The organism is Janibacter sp. CoH_79_TC_3, assembly GCF_058197955.1.
In genome coordinates, this window is the sequence record NZ_JBXWIV010000003.1 from 266,693 (window position 1) to 284,922 (window position 18,230).

The 18,230-nt window shown below is 42.9% G+C and carries 10 protein-coding genes; 7 read left to right on the forward strand and 3 right to left on the reverse strand.

What is annotated here, in order from left to right:
* Positions 1 to 52 precede the first annotated feature (52 nt).
* The 4 genes from AC2FA3_RS05165 to AC2FA3_RS05180 all read left to right on the forward strand — a co-directional run bounded on the left by AC2FA3_RS05165 (position 53) and on the right by AC2FA3_RS05180 (position 5,011).
* Positions 53 to 547, forward strand: a complete 495-nt coding sequence (locus AC2FA3_RS05165; protein WP_201546314.1) for an META domain-containing protein — start codon at positions 53 to 55, stop codon at positions 545 to 547.
* 254 nt (positions 548 to 801) lie between these two features.
* Positions 802 to 1,794 carry a hypothetical protein gene (locus AC2FA3_RS05170; protein ID WP_490508624.1) on the forward strand — a complete coding sequence of 331 codons (993 nt, stop codon included), beginning with the start codon at positions 802 to 804 and terminating at the stop codon, positions 1,792 to 1,794.
* A 343-nt stretch (positions 1,795 to 2,137) separates the two neighbouring features.
* Entirely contained in the window at positions 2,138 to 2,794 is a 657-nt protein-coding gene (locus AC2FA3_RS05175) for a hypothetical protein (protein ID WP_490508625.1), read from the forward strand.
* A 159-nt stretch (positions 2,795 to 2,953) separates the two neighbouring features.
* On the forward strand, positions 2,954 to 5,011 hold the full coding sequence (locus AC2FA3_RS05180) for a flotillin family protein (RefSeq protein ID WP_490508626.1): 2,058 nt from the start codon (positions 2,954 to 2,956) through the stop codon (positions 5,009 to 5,011).
* 30 nt (positions 5,012 to 5,041) lie between these two features.
* Here AC2FA3_RS05180 and AC2FA3_RS05185 read toward each other — a convergent pair whose 3' ends face one another.
* Positions 5,042 to 5,164, reverse strand: a complete 123-nt coding sequence (locus tag AC2FA3_RS05185; protein ID WP_490508627.1) for a hypothetical protein — start codon at positions 5,162 to 5,164, stop codon at positions 5,042 to 5,044.
* Positions 5,165 to 5,340: 176 nt separating this feature from the next.
* On the opposite strand from AC2FA3_RS05185, the gene AC2FA3_RS05190 reads away from it, so the two are divergent.
* The 3 genes from AC2FA3_RS05190 to AC2FA3_RS05200 are packed head-to-tail and all read left to right on the forward strand — an operon-like array spanning position 5,341 to position 11,961.
* Entirely contained in the window at positions 5,341 to 11,550 is a 6,210-nt protein-coding gene (locus AC2FA3_RS05190) for a DNA repair ATPase (protein WP_490508628.1), read from the forward strand.
* 56 nt (positions 11,551 to 11,606) lie between these two features.
* The gene (locus AC2FA3_RS05195) at positions 11,607 to 11,777 is read left to right on the forward strand and encodes a DUF2256 domain-containing protein (RefSeq protein WP_149490976.1); all 171 of its coding nucleotides are present in this window, start codon (positions 11,607 to 11,609) and stop codon (positions 11,775 to 11,777) included.
* Between the two features lie 37 nt (positions 11,778 to 11,814).
* On the forward strand, positions 11,815 to 11,961 hold the full coding sequence (locus AC2FA3_RS05200; RefSeq protein WP_490508629.1) for a DUF2256 domain-containing protein: 147 nt from the start codon (positions 11,815 to 11,817) through the stop codon (positions 11,959 to 11,961).
* A 75-nt stretch (positions 11,962 to 12,036) separates the two neighbouring features.
* Here the strand turns inward: AC2FA3_RS05200 and AC2FA3_RS05205 are convergent, their stop codons facing one another.
* Together AC2FA3_RS05205 and metH are read right to left on the reverse strand one after the other, a co-directional pair.
* The gene (locus AC2FA3_RS05205; RefSeq protein WP_490508630.1) at positions 12,037 to 13,569 is read right to left on the reverse strand and encodes a hypothetical protein; all 1,533 of its coding nucleotides are present in this window, start codon (positions 13,567 to 13,569) and stop codon (positions 12,037 to 12,039) included.
* 322 nt (positions 13,570 to 13,891) lie between these two features.
* Positions 13,892 to 17,701: a methionine synthase gene (gene metH, locus AC2FA3_RS05210; protein ID WP_490508631.1), complete on the reverse strand. Its 3,810-nt coding sequence runs from the start codon at positions 17,699 to 17,701 to the stop codon at positions 13,892 to 13,894.
* Positions 17,702 to 18,230: the final 529 nt, after the last annotated feature.

Here is an 18,230-nt window from a genome sequence, read left to right on the forward strand (position 1 = left end):
AACAATATTTTTTACCTTTGCACTTTTATACTTGAAACCTCTAGGAGTTTATATGAAAAACATGACTAAAATGATGATGGCTGCGACCCTTGCTGTTGGTACACTTGCTGCAGCAGGTTGCCAAACCACTACCCCTAGTGTCACTGCACCTGTGACGCAACCAATTACCGTTGATGCGCTACAGGCGTATAACTGGCAGCTTGTCGATGCTAAGCGTACCAATGGCGACAAAGTCAGCCAATTATTCTTTGATCCAAGCAAACCATTAACGCTAAAATTCTTTAAAGACGGTACGAACAACCGTGTAACCTTTGCTAATACTTGTAATAACATGGGCGCAAGTTATAGCGTAGTGAATGGCAATGTTGTACTAGGTAATGTGATGTCAACGATGATGGCATGCCCTGAGCCACAAGCCAGCTTTGATACAGCTACAATGGCAACGGTACAAGGTAAATACAGCATCAATAATAATGCCAATAACACGCCTATTCTGACCATTACCAATAGTAATCAAGTTGCTCATTTCAAAGCTGTTTCTAAATAAAGCAGCCTTTAAATAACGGATTTGTTTAATAGATAACTATTAAATATAAGTGTTTAAATTCTAATATAAATAATGCCTCACTAATCAGTGGGGCATTTTTTTATCTAAAATTTGTGACGCTTTAAGCTACACTGTCATTGGCTACTGAGGCAAAATATTCAGATTGCTATGATGTTTTTTATACTATTAATTTTTAATCTTTTTTATCGAAATTCTCAGCCCGCAATAATCAACGCTTTATTGGACGTCATCTTATGTTAAAAACCTTTGTATCAAAGCCATCTGTCAATATACGCATGATAAGTAGTGTCATGGCGATAACGGCTTTTAGTCTGTTAACGGGCTGTCAGACATTGCCGAGCACGCTCACTAAAACGCCTGCTGATATGAGTGCGAGTAATCCGCTAACGGCGCGCATGCCAGTGATAGATCGGCAAGGGCACATTGCTTATGTCGAGGAACAAGGGTTTGGCGCTGCAAAGATATCGACGCTTTATAGCATTCGTCCTGATGGTAGCGACCGCCAATTGATTGATCAGCTCAATGGTTATATCTACGCGCCGGCGTGGTCTGCCGATGGTCAAATGCTCGCCTATAGTAAACAAGAAGCGCGCCAGCATCCCAAAATTTATATTTATGATCGTAAACGCAATACCCAAAATCTAATCGTCAATGCCGAGGGCAGTAATTTATCAGCGTCATTTTCGCCTGATGGGCAAAAACTGCTTTATAGCTCAACCGTTGGCGGTAATGCTGATATCTATGAGATGCGCCTAAGTGACGGTCATACCAAGCAGCTTACCACGCTACCGAGCACGGAAGTGCAGCCAAGCTACGCCAGCGACGGGCAAAGCTTTGTTTATACCAGCGATAAAGTCCGCGCTGGTCGGCCAAGTATTTATCGCTATAACTTTGCCACTGGCAATGCTGCGCTGATACCGACCGCAGGCTATGCGGCCAGTCCACAACTGAGCTTAGATGGTCAGTATTTAGCCTACCTTAATGGTCGCAAGGCAGCGGTGATGACACTTGCTACAAAACAGGTAATTAATCTGGCAGAGACAGGACTCGATGAGCCCGCGCGTCTGTCGCCTTCTGCACAGTATGCCGTTTATCCCACAAAGCTTTCGCAAGTGGGCGGTCAAAATGGTGGTAGCTTAGTGATTCATTCTTTAACAGGCAATTCAAGCTACGCGATTAGCAGTAAAACAGGCGGAGTCGTGCGCTCACCCATTTGGGGTCGGTAAGAGCAAAACCTATGTATTATGTAATGGAATGTATATATAATCACTATCAAAGAAACATAAGTTGATTAAATAGCCTGCAATTTAGAGGTGGCATAGTCGTAGGTTAAATTCCTTAGAGCCAATGATTGTATGGCAATACCTTCTTAGTATTTAAAGTACAACAAGCAAAGTTTTTGGAACAAAGTTTTTGGAGCAAAGGCGATAGACCAAAGCTGAAAGAATAAATCTAAATAAAGCAAATCTCAGTAAAGAAACGTCGAGTAAATTTCAGTCATATAATAACAAATTGTATAACCGAGTCATCAAAATGTTGGATTAGGCAAACAAAAGGAGAGAGCGGTTCATGCAAGAGTCTTTTTTAGTTTTTATCACTAAAATCAGTTTGTACCCCACGATTATTTTTACGGGGCTTGTCATGTTCGTGACTCTATATTGGCTGGTGTCTTTACTCGGCATGGTAGATATGGATAGCGTAGACCTTGGTGAGCCAGATGGTGATGTTTCTACCTTATCATCGACGGGTTTTTTTACCGGTCTCATGCTCAAATTTGGTCTTTATGGTGTGCCCCTCATCATCATACTAAGCTTAATCAGCTTAATCGGCTGGCTATTAAGCTACTTATATACGAGCTTTTTACATCAATATTTTGACTCTGGTCTTTTGTATTACCTATTCGGTACAGGGGCGCTCATTTTTGTATTGGTCGTATCCATGTGGCTGACAGGTATGATCATTGCACCCATGCGCAAAAATATCGCCAAAATCCCCAAGCGTAATGCGTCTAGTAATATCGGTAAAATCGCCGTGGTACGTACCCTGAGTGTGACTGACAAACATGGTGAAGCAGAATTAAATGATGGCGGCGCAGGCTTGATACTCAAAATTCGTTCAGACATCAAGGATGATTTGCTAAGACAGGGCGATAGAGTGATGTTGGTAGAGTATTTAGAAGAAGCCAACACCTACCGAGTCGCTCCTGTAAAAGAAAAATCGCCATAAACCGCTGCTATAAATAATTTTAAAATTGAAATAAATAATCTTTATACATTAGATTTATAAGTTGGCTGATTGGCGATGTAGAGATAGATAATAGTTTGTTTTTAAGTGTCGTATTACCTGTTTAAATTTGGTTGCAATGTTTTAATTAAAGGAATGAATATGGATATACTGATTATCGTCGGCGTGGTTGTGGTGCTGGCGTTTGTTTTTATTATGGCAGCGCTTTTGATGCTCAAAGCCTTTTATTTTAAGGTTGAGCAGGGCAAAGCACTGATTATCAACGGCGTGAGTAAAATCGCCGTACGTTTTGATGGCGGTTTTGTTTGGCCAATCATCAATAAAAAAGAATTGATGAGAATCTCCCTTATCACCTTAGAAGTCGATAGACGCGGTAAAGAAGGGTTGATTTGCGCCGACAATATGCGTGCTGATATCACGGTGGCGTTTTACTTACGTGTTAATGAAACCGAAGAAGACGTCCTTAAAGTTGCCAAATCGGTTGGGGTTGAAAGAGCTTCAGACAAAGTTGCCGTCAATGAGCTGTTTAATGCTAAGTTCTCAGAAGCATTAAAAACAGTGGGCAAGCAGATTGATTTTATCAAACTCTTTGAAAATCGCAGCGAGTTCCGTGACAGTATCGTGCAAGAAATAGGTAATGATCTTAATGGTTATGTCTTAGAAGATGTGGCGATTGATTACTTAGAACAAACGCCAAAAGCGTCACTTGATTCAAACAATATTTTAGATGCTGAAGGTATCAAAAAGATTACGCAGCTAACGGCCTTCCAAAACATCATTACCAATGAGCTTGAGCGTGACGAAGAGCTGGCTGTTAAGAAGAAAAACGTCGAGACTAAAGAGGCGATGCTTGAGCTTGAGCGTCAACAAGCCGATGCTGAAGCCAAACAGCGCCGTGAAATCGCGTCAGTGATTGCCCGTGAAACGGCTGAAACGCGCAAAATTGAAGAAGAAGAGCGTAAAAAGTCAGAGACAGCCGTTATCATGGTTGAGCAAGATTTAGCGATTCAGCGTGAAAATCAACAGCGTGAAATTGAAGTGGCCGGACAGAATCGTCTACGTGCTGTCGTCATTGAAGAAGAAAAAGTCACGCGCGCTCGTGATTTAGAAATCGTCTCGCGTGAGCGGGAAGTTGATTTGCAACGTATCGAAGCTGAACGCGCGATTGAGCTTGAGAAAAAAGAAATTGCGAACGTCATACGTGAGCGTATTGCGGTAGATAAAACGGTTGCACAAGAAGAAGAACGTATCAAAGAAGTCCGTGAAATCAGTGCAGCCGAACGTTCTAAGCAAACGCGCGTCCTAGCCGCCGAAGCCGATGCCGAAGAAATCAAAGTGCGTCAAGTCAAAAAAGCCGAAGCAGAAGAGTTGTCTGCTAAGCATAAAGCGGTTGAGATTACCACGCTTGCGACGGCCAATCTTGATGCAGCTGCCAAGGAATCGGAAGCCAAAATTAAAATGGCTGAAGGTATCAAGGCTGAAGAGTCTGCGCATGGTTTTGCTGAAGCGGCCATTCAAGAAGCTAAGTCAGTATCTTTAGAAAAAGAAGGCATTGCCAAGGCTAATATCATTAAAGCCACTGGACAAGCGGAAGCACAGTCAGAACGTGAAAAAGGTATGGCTGATGCTGAGATTATCGCCGCTCGCGGTGAGTCTAATGCCAAAGCCGAACGTGATATCGGCATGGCAAATGCGCAAGTGATTGCTGCTCGTGGTGAATCAAATGCCAAGGCAGAACGTGAAGTTGGACTGGCAAAAGCAGAAGTTACCCGTGCGCATTTCCAAGCCGAAGCCGATGGTCTGGTCGAGAAATTCAATGCCATGGGTAGCATGACCAAAGAAGCGCGCGAACATGAAGAGTTCCGTATGGGTCTTGAGACCGCGCTACAAGAAGCGATGGCCTCTATCGAAGCCGGTAAAGAGATTGCCAAAGAAAACGCTGAAGTCTTGGCGGTGGCGCTACAAAAAGCCAAAATCGATATCGTTGGCGGTGAAGCGCACTTCTTCGATAACTTTGCCAAGTCGCTATCTATCGGTAAAGCCATTGATGGTCTCGCTGGTAAGTCAGATACGTTGAGCGGCATTATCAATACGATGATGGCCAATCAAATAATGACCAAAGCCAACAATACCAATAACGCCAATAATGCTAACAAAGCGAATGATGAGTCTAATAAAACGGCTCAATATAACGACTAGTCATTTTGAGGCTCATAAAAAATCTGTTGCTTATGCGGCAGATTTTTTATCCTTAGAAGCTAAGATTACCTTACTAGAAAAGGATGAATTTTCTTTTGCATTAGTATAAAGCTCTTTCAGACCTTTATTATTTCCTAGCTCATAGCTTTGCAAGGAAAACTCTTTAAATAGCATTTCTATGAAGTGGTTTTGCCAACTTAAGACAATGAGTTGGCTAATCTAAGAAAACCAGCGGTGACCACTCGTTTTTTTGGATTAGCCAAGTGCTTCTTTAATACAAAAAACCTTAGATTTATCTTATTGCCTGAAAATAAAACGGACGAGCAACGATGGCGGATACGCAAAACGCAACCAATTCAAATAATACCAATAGCCAGAACCAATCCGAGCAAACGGATCAAGCGGTCGCTTCAGGTAATGCTTATGAGCTTATTAAAAAACGTCTTACTGAGCAGGGTAGTCGGCTAGAGCAACAGACCGCTAAGCTGAATCATGCGCGTCTGCAAGAGTTTGGCAGCACGCAGATGCAAGTCATCGCCCGCACCCGTATTCGTACCGAATACAACTGTGTGGCGCAAGATATGGTGCAAGTTGGCGATTATCTGTTGTTTGGCTACAATGTCTTTATGGGGCTAAAGCGGGCGAGTAATATCAAAGATGTGTTGTCGCTATATCGCTTGATACATCCTAATAATAAAATTGGTGATAATAGCGAAAGCGTTGTTGATACTGATAACGGCGCAACTATAGCAAACGCCCAAAGTACTACCGATAATAGTAATAGCAGCGAACATACTGAGCAAGAATATCAGCTGGAAGAAGTAGATTTAAAAAATACCTTTTTAGATCAAGAAGCATTTGTACAAGATTTTAACGAGCTATATCGATATTACAAGCAAACGCGCCTGATTCAGCTGACCGTCAAAGACAGCAAATTGCTATTGGCGTTTCAAATTGGCGAGCGTATCACCGATATTCGCGTCTTTCGTTTTGCCCTAGATTTTAGCCAAGGCATACCAGAGTCAGCTCAAATTGCCTACGTAGACAATCGAGGCGAGCGTGATATCGAATTGCCTCCTGCTTACGATTTTGATTGGGTAGATACCACCCGTGATCAGATGATCAATGGTAAATATCCGCATATGAATATCTTAGATACCATATTTGTGGAAACCATTGGTGGCGATTTGACCATTAAGATTGAGGATAACACTCAATCAGGGCAGGGTATCTATAGCGAGCCTGTGAATGATCGCACCCAATCGCTGACCGATGCCGAGATTGCTTATGCCAAAGTTGGCAGTTTAATACTGCTGAAAATACGGCCGTATCGCGAAGACAGTTATCGTTATTTTGTTTATAACACCTTGACCGAAGCCGTATTGCGTTTGGATGCGATTGGGCAGTCGTGTGTGCAGCTGCCAGAAGATCACGGTATTATATTTCCCGGTGGTTATTATCTGCAAACCGGTGAGTATAAGCTGTTCGATGCCAATAGCGTCGGTGCCAAAGACTTAAAGTTTAAACGTAAAATCGTATCGCCTAATGGTGAAGACGTGTTGTTTTTATTTTACGATGTCGCTTTAGGCATCACAGGATTATTTCCTTATAACCTCATTAAAAAACAACTGGCAAATCCCATTTACTGCAATGGTATGGCATTGGCTGACAATGGGCGTTTGGTACTGTTTAATGACCAAAGTGAGCCGTCACGTATTCACCCGATGCAGGTATGGCATACGCCTTATGCGTCACCTGAATATGTCAGTGAGTTGCCTGAAAGCACCAGTTTTTATGGAAAAATCGGCAATAAAGAATTGGTACGTGGTATCTCTGATCTCTATAGTATTACCCGCCTGATTGATAATCAAAGCGTGTCACAAAAGCTCTATGAAGAGCTAGCGGATAATACTAGCCGCCTATTTGATAGCTATTACTGGTTGTCCGATTCTGAGCTTAACGACGTCGCCAGTAGTATCAAGGAAGTAACGGCGATAGCTGAATTGGTCATTGATGAGTTTGCAAAAGTACAAAGCATCCAAAAGCAAACCCAAACCGCTTTAAGTGATGCCGACACTCAGCAAAATGAGATATTACGGCAAATACGTGTGACTACTTTTGAGTCTGCCGGTGATTATGTAGAGCAGCTGTCGGCGTTAAGACGACAAAAAGGCCGCTTGGTCAGCTTGGAGGACTTGCGTTATTTAGATAGCGATAAGCTAAAGGCATTGCGGATACAGTTAGAAGAGGCAGAAAGCGAGCTTGCCGAAAAAACCGTCCTATTTTTAAGCGGGGAAAAAGCGCTATCAAGCTACGAAGCTATATTAGTGGATGTCAGTGAGCGCTTAAACACGGCCGAGACCAATGCTGAGCTAAAGCCAGTACTCAAAAAAATTGATGATACGGCGCAAGGCTTAGATCTGTTGACTGAGCTATTAGGCACGTTAGATGTTGCTGATGCCACGGTACGCACCCAAATTATCGATGACATATCGACCATTTATTCGAGTTTCAATCAAAGCAAAGCCAAGCTCAATCATAAGCGCAAAAACTTAGGCTCTGCCGAAGCAGTTGCGCAGTTTGGTGCGCAGTTTAAGCTGTTTGGTCAGTCGATTGCTAACGCTTTATCGATTGCTAATACGCCTGAGAAATCAGATGAGCAAATGGCAAAGCTATTGGTACAGTTAGAAGAATTGGAAAGTCAGTTCGCTGATCCAGAGAGCGGTAGTGGTGATCAATTTTTAGTGGATATCATAGCCAAGCGTGAAGAGATTTACGAAACCTTTGAAAATCATAAGCAGCAACTACTTGATACCCGTAATCGTAAAGCCCAGAACTTAGGTGATGGTGCATTACGAATACTTGAGAGCATTAAAAAACGTACCCAAAGTACAGGCGTGATAGGTTTTGTCGATGAAGAGGCATTAAACACCTATTTTGCGGCAGACGGTCTGGTACAAAAAGTACGTGCTATCGCCAAAGACTTGCAAGCGATGGGCTTTAGTGTCAAAGCAGATGATATTGATGCCCGCCTAAAAGCCATACAAATAGAGAGTTATAAGAGTCTAAAAGATAAGTCTGACTTATTCGAAGATGGCGGTCAGATTATTAAATTAGGCAAGCACCGCTTTTCAGTCAATACCCAGCCACTCGATTTGACATTACTCAGTCGTCAGCAGTCAGATGGCAAGCGCATTCTCAATTTACATCTAACGGGCACCGATTATTATGAATTGCTCAATAATGCTGAGCTAAATGCTTTGCGCTCGTATTGGGATATGAATATCGCCTCCGAGTCTGATACTGTTTATCGCGCTGAGTACTTGGCGTATACCATTATCGAAAGTGCTAAAAAAAGCCAAGATGGTTTGACTGAAGCGCTTTTATATCAGGCTTATGATGCGACACTGTTAACCTTTGATAGCAAGGGTGAAATAGATGAGGACAGTCCGCTACCTAAACTCGTCAGAGCCTATGCGACACCGCGTTATCAGCTCGGTTATGACAAAGGTATTCATGACCATGATGCGACGCTGTTATTGCTGCAAATATTACCCACCCTACGTGAAGCTGGACTATTAATTTATACCCCGCAAGTACGAGCGTTGGCGCAACTATTTTACTGGCAATTGAACCTCGTGCAAGTACTTGGCTTAGACGCCTTACGTCAGTTTGGTTATGATGCTTGGTTAAATGAGCTGGTATTGACGCGGGTAAATAACTGGCAAGATAGAGCCATTACTGCCGAGCAACTGCGCCGTACGTTAGGCAGTGACACTGCCAAAGCATTGCTAGTTGAAGATATGACGCATGTGATGCAGAGCTTTGTTGCCGCTTATAACGCCAATAAATTTGCTTTAGAGAACAGCTCAGATTCGGAGATTAGCCAAATTCATAAAGCCACTATTGTTAATAACACGACTGTCTTTCAGCAAAGCTACGTGCAGCAAGCTTGTGAATATTTGGTCAGCGTTATGGGGCAAGTTACTACGCCCAATAGCAACATCGAGTGGCAGACTAGCCAACAAGCACAGCAATTATGTGAGCTGCTGAACAACACTCTAAATAGTCCATCAGCTAATGCGCAAAATAACATGGGTTTTGAGCAACTACAATCATCAATCGGCAAGATTGGCTTTCAGCCCAAATCGGCTTATGAGCTATTGGCAACGTGGTTTCATGCGCTCCTCGATCAAATGTATGGCAATGACAAAATGGCTGACAGTCAGGGTGATTCAAGCGGTAATACCACGCTCAGTGAAGAACAGCTGGCGAGTATTCAAGAAAAAGAAACCTTACGCCAGCAGCAATTGGCAAGTGGTCGTCATTATGTGCCCGAAGCGATTGCTGTTTTACTTACTCAGCTAAATGATGGTCAAAGAGAAGATTTGGTACGTGGTCTTATCGAGTCAGGGGTAAGCTTTGATAATATTGATAAAGGTGCAACAAGCACTTCGTTTTCAGCGCCCTCGCTGACCAGTATTAACAACCCACTCAATCAAGTGCAAAGTTTCGAGCGTCGCACAGGTAAGGTGTCGCTTGAGAGTCAGGTCAAGCATTTACTGGGCGAGCATCCCCGTATCCAGCAGCAAACCTTGACCTTTGCTGTCGATGACTTTTTAAGTCGCCTGCATCACCACGACACCCAAGTTATCCCTGCTTATAAGCGTTACTTAGCTATGCGCTCAGAGATATTACATGACTCAAAAGAGACATTGCGACTGGATGAGTTTATGCCACGTCCTTTGTCCTCTTTTGTGCGCAACCGTCTGATTAACGAGAGCTATCTGCCACTCATCGGTGACAACCTCGCCAAGCAAATGGGTACGGTCGGCGAAGATAAACGTACCGATTTGATGGGTATACTGATGATGATATCGCCACCAGGTTATGGTAAAACCACCTTGATGGAGTATGTCGCCAATCGTCTGGGCCTCATCTTTATGAAGATTAACTGTCCATCACTTGGTCATGATGTGAACTCATTAGATCCTGAAAAAGCGCCGAATGCCACCGCACGAGAAGAGTTGAACAAGATTAACTTAGCCTTTGAGATGGGCAATAACGTCATGCTCTATCTAGACGATATCCAGCATACCCATGCAGAATTTTTGCAGAAATTTATATCGCTCGGCGATGGTACGCGCCGTATCGATGGCGTTTGGCAAGGCAAAACTAAAACCTATGATATGCGCGGTAAGAAGTTCTGCGTGGTCATGGCAGGCAACCCGTATACCGAAAGCGGTGAGGCGTTCAAAGTGCCTGATATGCTCGCCAACCGTGCCGATATCTATAACTTAGGCGATATCATGAGCGGCATGGAAGAGATATTTGCCCTCAGTTATATCGAAAACTCGCTCACCTCAAACGCAGTATTAGCACCACTTGCCAACCGTGATTTGGCAGATGTGCACCGCCTCATTAAAATGGCGAAAGCAGACAATACTAATCTCGCCCAAGCACAAAGCAGCGAGCTAACTTATCCCTATAGCACCTCGGAGATTAACGAAATTATCGCTATTTTGCGCCATATGTTTACCGTGCAAAAAGTTATTCTCGACGTCAATCAAGCCTATATTGCGTCCGCCTCGCAAGATGATAAATACCGCGTTGAGCCGACATTTAAGCTGCAAGGCAGTTATCGTAATATGAATAAGATGACCGAAAAACTATCGGCAGTCATGAATGAAAACGAGCTCAATCAGCTGATAGATGACCACTATTTGGGTGAATCGCAGTTATTAACCCAAGGCGCTGAGAGTAACTTACTCAAGCTTGCCGAGATGCGTGCTGTCTTAACGGCAGCAGAAAAAGAACGTTGGGCGCAAATCAAGGCTGACTTCTTACGTAACAAAGCGATGGGCGGCGAAGACGGTGATACAGGCGCGCGCATTGTCGCTCAGTTGGTTGACTTGGCTAATGGCTTCAATGCCATCAGCAGCCAGTTTGAGAAATATTTAACCCAAAACAATCCAGAGCAAATCGCCCGCTTACAACAAGCTGGACAGAAAGCGCAGTTAAAGACTCAGCTAGACGCGCAACTAGAGTCACAAAAAATCCTCGCCGATAGCTTTATTACGGGTTTTGTAGATAATGCCAAAGTCGTCAGCGACAGCATTGATAATGGCTTTGAGAAGAGCATGAATCAGCTAAGGCAAATCTATAAGCATGATCATAATGCTGAAAAGGGGGAAGGCGAGCAGCTCAAAAAAAGCCAAGAGATGCAAAAACAGCTGATGGTGCAGTTGGTGGATGCGGTTGAGCAACTGGCACATAAAATGGCTGATAGCTTGTCTCATAGCTTAACTGACAGCCTGCTTAAGCATGAGGAGAACATAGCGAAGCAAACGCCAGCTATCGATGTGCCTGACATTACAACACAGATGGCGCTAATGTCAAATGCGCTCAAAGAGGTGCTTGCCCCACTCAATATGCGTCTGGATGAGAAGCTGGCGATTGATAGCAGTACCGATCAATCGGGCAAGCTTATCGTCAATAGCCTCAATAGGCTGAACAAAATATTTGATGATTATGAGTAGTAGTATTGATAATAGAGGTAAACTATTGATGCATCAAACAAACCAATGAGAAAAATATGGCGCACAAAAAGAAAAACGTTCGCAAAAAGGAATGTCCTGTCTGCGAACGTGAGTTTAGTTGGACTAAAAAGCTGGATAAAAACTGGGAAAGTATGGTCTATTGCTCCGACCAATGTCGGCGCGTGAAAAAGTATGAAGGGTTGGACCATAAAAAAGAAGATAGATAAACGTTAATAGTGAAGTAGAGATAGAAGGGAGCAGAAGATGGCACATAAAAAAGTAAACCTACCGCAAAAAATCTGCCCCGTCTGCCAGCGTTCGTTTAGCTGGCGTAAGAAGTGGGAAAAGGATTGGGAGCAGGTGATTTATTGTTCTGAGAAGTGTCGGCGGGGGAAGATAAATAATGAATAAGAATGACTCAAAGAGTTTAGCCACTTAATTAAAGTGGCTAAACTTTACTTTCAAAATCATAATTAGTTTTGATCATTAGTGGCGCTGAAAATGAAAAAACTCATCATCGTCTATGATGCCATTCTTATTTTCATCAACTTCAAGCGTCAGTCGTTTATCATTTACTCTTACATACCGAGATAGAGCATCTGACAATCCAGTACTACCATTGTTATCTAGTATTTGATTAACTGTTAATGCTCCTGTTGTGCCATTGATAGTATAGTTTCCCCACTCCATACCGGATATTTCGTTATCCATATTATCGAAAGGTGGTGCATTGTCGACTTCCATGTGAACATAGGTGCCATCATCGAAAAATGCTAATGCCAATAGCTCATTGTTAGTGTCTTTATTTCTCCAAAGTCCTAATATTTTTTCAGACTTGGCCTTTTTGAATTTAAAAGACTCATCATTATCTATTGTACCATTTCTATTTTCATCAACTTCCAGAGTCAGGGTGTCACCAGATACTCGAGCGTATCGGAGAAGAAAATCTGATAATCCAGTGTCGCCATTATTATCGAAAATCTGATTAACTTTTAATTCTCCTGTTTTATCATTTAAAGTAAATTTACCCCATTCCATACCAGACTTCTCATTATTAGGGTTGTCAAAAGGTGGCTTTTCGTCAACTTCCATATGAACATAGGTGCCGTCATCAAAGAATGCTAACGCTAATAAATCATTGCTAGTATCTTTATTTTGCCAAAGCCCTATAAGTTTTTTAGACGTTGGCATTACAATAGGTTTGTTTTTCGAAAAATCAAAGGATTCATTTTCATCTATAACGCCATTCTGATTCTCATCAACGTCAAGTGTAAGTTTGCCACTAGATGCTTTAAGGTAGCGTGTAAGAGGTTCTGAAAATCCTGAGATACCATTATCATCAAAGATTTGACTGGTTTCCAATCTACCCGTGTTAGCGTCAACGGTATAATTACCCCATTCCATACCGTTTTCTGGGTTATCTAATGATTTTTCTGCATCAACTTTAAGCTGAATATAAGTGCCATCTTCAAAAAAAGCGACCGACTCTAACTCGTCCTCTGTTTCCTCGCCTCTCCAAATTCCTAAATATCCGTCATTTTTAGCTTTTGAGAAACTGAAAGACTCATCGCTATCTATAACGCCATTATTATTCTCATCAATTTGAATGGTAAGTATTCCTTCAGATACTGAAATATACTGAGTCAGGTTTTCTGATAGACCGTTTTCACCATTGTCATCGAAAATTTGATTAACTTTCAATGCTCCTGTTTTATTGTCTATAGTGTATTTTCCCCACTCCATGCCATCATCTGCATCGGTTTCTGACTGGATTGCAAAAGCTTGTCTTAATAGAGGTTCAGGCTTGTTTTCTACCTCTACATGAATATAAGAACCATCTTCGAAGAAAGCTAGAGCCAAAAGATCACTTTCGCTATCATTGCTAGTCCAAATTCCTGTTATTTCAGATTTAATATCAGGTGGCTGTGGAGGTGGCTGATAGGAATCGGAGTCATCATTACATCCTTGTAAGAGCAGAGAGGTAGTGATGGCTAATAATGCTAATTTAAATGATTTCATTTTTTATCTCTCCTTGAATGAAAAATGTAAAATCTTAGCAGCTACACACACGACGTCCTTGTCCCTCCTTATTCAAAGTGTTTAATTCATGATATATATAAATGTTTTTTTATGAATATAACAAAATTTTTTCATCAATCCAACTAGAAAAAGCATTTATTCATTTTAATAGGTTAAAAAGGTCGGTAAGTAACGTTAGTACTAAATGTCAGCAGATAGAAAGTGGACATAAAAAAATACCGCCACACTTCCTATAGCATTTTTATCAAATGAGATAGGAGGTGTGGCGGTATGAATAAACTTTATATGTAAATGAGTTTTCTTACAAATTTGGATTCAACCACTTCTCAGCAGTCTTCATATCCCAACCTTTACGCTCAGCATAGCTCTCTAACTGATCTGTACTAATTTTACCGACATTAAAGTATTCACTCTCAGGATGTGAGTAATAGAAGCCGCTAACCGAAGACGCAGGCCACATCGCATAGCTTTCCGTCAATATCGTACCGATAGCATCGCCTGTACCAATCCACTCAAACAATTTGCCTTTTTCCGTATGCTCAGGGCAAGCAGGGTAGCCAGGCGCTGGACGGATACCGACATATTTTTCTTTAATCATTTCATCATTGGTTAAGCTCTCTTCAGCCTGATAGCCCCAATATTCTTTACGAATCAGCTCATGCAAATGCTCAGCAAATGCTTCAGCTAAACGGTCAGACAAGGCTTGAGTCATGATGGCATTGTAGTCATCACCAGCTTCTTTATATTGTTCAGCGAGCGCTTCTGTGCCAACTATTGAAACTGTAAAGCCGCCTAAATAGTCAGTATGTGCTTCCGATGGCGAGATAAAGTCTGCTAAGCTAAAGTTTGGCTTGCCGCTGGCTTTATCGCTTTGTTGGCGCAGATGCTCAAATTGATATTCTGCTGTACCGCCCTCAGTCGGAGCTTTGTTATAGACGGTGACGGTATCGGCACCAGTACGACGAGCTGGCATGAGTTTAAATACACCTTTGGCGATGATTAATTTCTCATCAATCATCTTTTGCATCAATTCATTCGCATTATCAAATAAATCACGTGCCGCTTCGCCAACCACGTCATCTTGCAAGATTTTTGGATATTTACCCGCTAGACCCCAAGAGATAAAGAACGGTGTCCAGTCTATATAAGATAGTAGGTTAGTGATGGGATAATCATCTAGTATTACCTGCCCAAGTTTATTTGGTACTGGCGGTACATAGTTGTCCCAATCATCTTTAAAACCAAGCTCTATCGAATCAGCATAAGAGATTTTGGCAGCTTTTGGCTGGCGTTTAGCGAGGCGCTCACGTACCTTGATGTACTCTTCGCGTGTCTCATCTATGAGGCCCTGACGATTTTCTTTGGACAGCAGCTTAGTCACCACACCGACTGAGCGTGAAGCGTCAGCTACATAAATGACAGCATTGTTTTGATACTGCGGCTCAACTTTGACTGCTGTATGCGCTTTAGAGGTCGTTGCCCCGCCAATCATCAAAGGTAGGGTCATGCCGCGCTCTTGCATTTGCTTGGCGACATAGACCATCTCATCAAGGCTTGGGGTAATCAGACCTGATAGCCCGATGATATCGACTTCTTCAGCGAGAGCGGTATCAAGGATTTTTTCACACGGTACCATGACACCCAGATCGACGATATCGTAGCCATTACAGCCGAGTACCACGCCGACGATATTTTTACCGATATCGTGGACGTCACCTTTGACCGTCGCCATCAGGATTTTGCCTTTCTTTTCACCTTCCACTTTTTCCGCTTCGATATATGGGTTCAGCCAAGCAACGGATTGCTTCATGACGCGCGCCGATTTTACTACTTGCGGTAAGAACATTTTACCGGCGCCAAATAAGTCGCCGACGATATTCATACCATCCATGAGTGGACCTTCGATGACTTCCAGCGGCTTGGGATATTTCTCCCACGCTTCTTTGGTATCCGCCTCGATAAAGGTCGTGATACCTTTTACTAAAGCATGGGCAATCCGTTCTTCTACCGTGCCTTCACGCCATGACATATCGACGGTACTGTCTTTTTTCTTACCGCCGTCTTGATAGCTTTCAGCAATGGTCATCAACCGTTCGGTGGCATCTTGACCGCTCTCACCTTGGTTGCGATTGAGCATCACATCTTCGATGGCATCACGTGCTTCCTTTGGAATATCGTCATACATCTCAAGCATGGCTGGATTGACGATACCCATGGTTAAGCCATTTTGAATCGCATGATAGAGGAATACAGAGTTAATCGCTTCACGAATTGGATTACCACGGAAACTGAACGAAACGTTAGAGACGCCGCCCGATACCATGGCATTGGGCAAGTTTTCCGTAATCCATTTGGTGGCGTTGATAAAGTCGGCGCCGTAATTATTATGTTCGGTAATACCAGTGGCAACGGCAAAAATATTGGGGTCAAAGATAATATCTTCAGACGGGAAGCCCACTTCGTTGACCAAGACATCATAGCTACGTTGACAAATCTGAATCTTACGTTCATAAGTGTCGGCTTGTCCGTCTTCATCAAATGCCATGACAATAACAGCGGCACCATAGCGCATGCAGAGCTTGGCACGCTCAACGAACTCGGCATGACCTTCTTTTAATGAGATAGAGTTAACGACACATTTACCTTGGGTACGTTTGAGCCCTTCTTCGATAATGTCCCATTTTGATGAGTCGAGCATCAACGGCACACGGCTGATATCCGGCTCGCCCGAGACCAAATTAACGAAGTGAATCATCGCCTGCTTAGAGTCAAGCATGCCTTCATCCATGTTGATATCGACGATTTGCGCGCCACCTTCGACTTGGTCACGGGCGACATCGAGTGCTTCGGTATAGGCTTCGGTTTTGATTAAACGTAAGAATTTCTTTGAACCCGTCACGTTGGTACGTTCACCGACGTTTACGAATAGACTATCTTTATTGATGGTAAAAGGTTCAAGTCCTGATAAGCGGCAGGCAGGTGGGATCTCAGGAATCACGCGCGGTGGATAATTGGCCACCATATTAGCGATTTGGCGAATGTGCTCAGGCGTCGTACCACAGCAGCCGCCGACGATGTTTAAGATACCGGCTTTGGCAAAGCCTTCAAGCAATGTTGTGGTTTCTCTAGCACTTTCATCGTACTCACCAAACTCATTGGGCAGACCAGCATTTGGATGCGCGGAAACATAAGTATTGGCAATATTAGATAATGTTTGGATATGCGGACGTAGCGCATCAGCACCTAATGCACAGTTAAAGCCAACCGATAGCGGTTTGGCATGGCGAATCGAGTTATAAAAAGCTTCAGCTGTTTGACCTGATAAAGTACGACCTGACGCATCGGTAATCGTACCCGAAATCATAATCGGTAATTCAAAACCAATATCATCAAAAACACCTGTTACCGCAAAGATTGCTGCCTTGGCATTTAGCGTATCAAAGATGGTCTCGATTAACAGGATATCAACGCCGCCTTCTATTAATGCCAGCGTCGCTTCACGATAATTAAGCACCAATTCATCAAAGGTAATATTACGAAAGGCTGGATCATTGACATCAGGTGACAGCGAACAAGTACGCGATGTCGGTCCTATGACCCCAGCCACGAAGCGTGGCTTCTCTGGCGTCTTGGCGGTAAATTCATCAGCAGCTTCGCGAGCAATCTTGGCAGCCGTTTTATTCAGCTCTGGCACCAGATGTTGCATATTATAATCGGCCATCGATAAGCGCGTACCATTGAAGCTGTTTGTCTCAATAATATCTGCACCTGCCTCAAGATGGGCGATATGAATCTCTTTGATCATATGCGGCTGCGTGAGTACCAGTAAATCATTATTACCGCGTACATCTTGTTCAATGTCAGCAAAACGCTTGCCGCGATAATCCGCCTCTTCCAACTTATAATTCTGAATGTGCGTGCCCATCGCGCCATCTAACATCATAATCCGCGACGCCATTTGCTCGGTAATACGAGCGCGTGCGTTTTGCTGCTGCGCCTTATAAGGAAACACAGCTGGCGGCGTGAGAATAAAGTCATCAGCCATATTTGATAAATCGGCATTGCTATCAGCGGAAGAGGAAGTCGATGGTGTTGTGGTCTGTTGAGTCATAGGAGCGCTGCTTATAGAGTGAAGATGATAAAAGTAAAGAGGTAAAGTCGTTCAAGGTTTTTAGGGTTAGCTTGGTAAGTTAGCTTACTCATAGAATAGGGCGTGTAAAACAAGACGATTCATAAAAAGTTGGCTTAAAGATTCATCAGCAAATCTGGATTATTCTAGCACGAAACGGCTATTACTCGCGGGATTGTGCTTATTCCGCTTCGGCAATATGACTGACAGTCATAGCATTGAAAAATATTAACAATTTATTGCCATGACCAATCATCGTTGCACTAAATTATCATGCCATTAAATTAGTGTTGCGTTAAATTAGCGCTGTCTTGAAAGCCTCGTTATCACCTCAAATTCTATTGCATAACGCGACTTGGTACAAATGAATATCATTTCAACTGATTATTACCTAAAGCTTTGATTTGCATTGTTAAAAGCCACTACTGGCGCTACTAGGGCGTGTCATCAATTAGCATAGATATTTCAGAATAAGCTATACTTAGATCGTATTTAGGAATTTGAGCTCAAT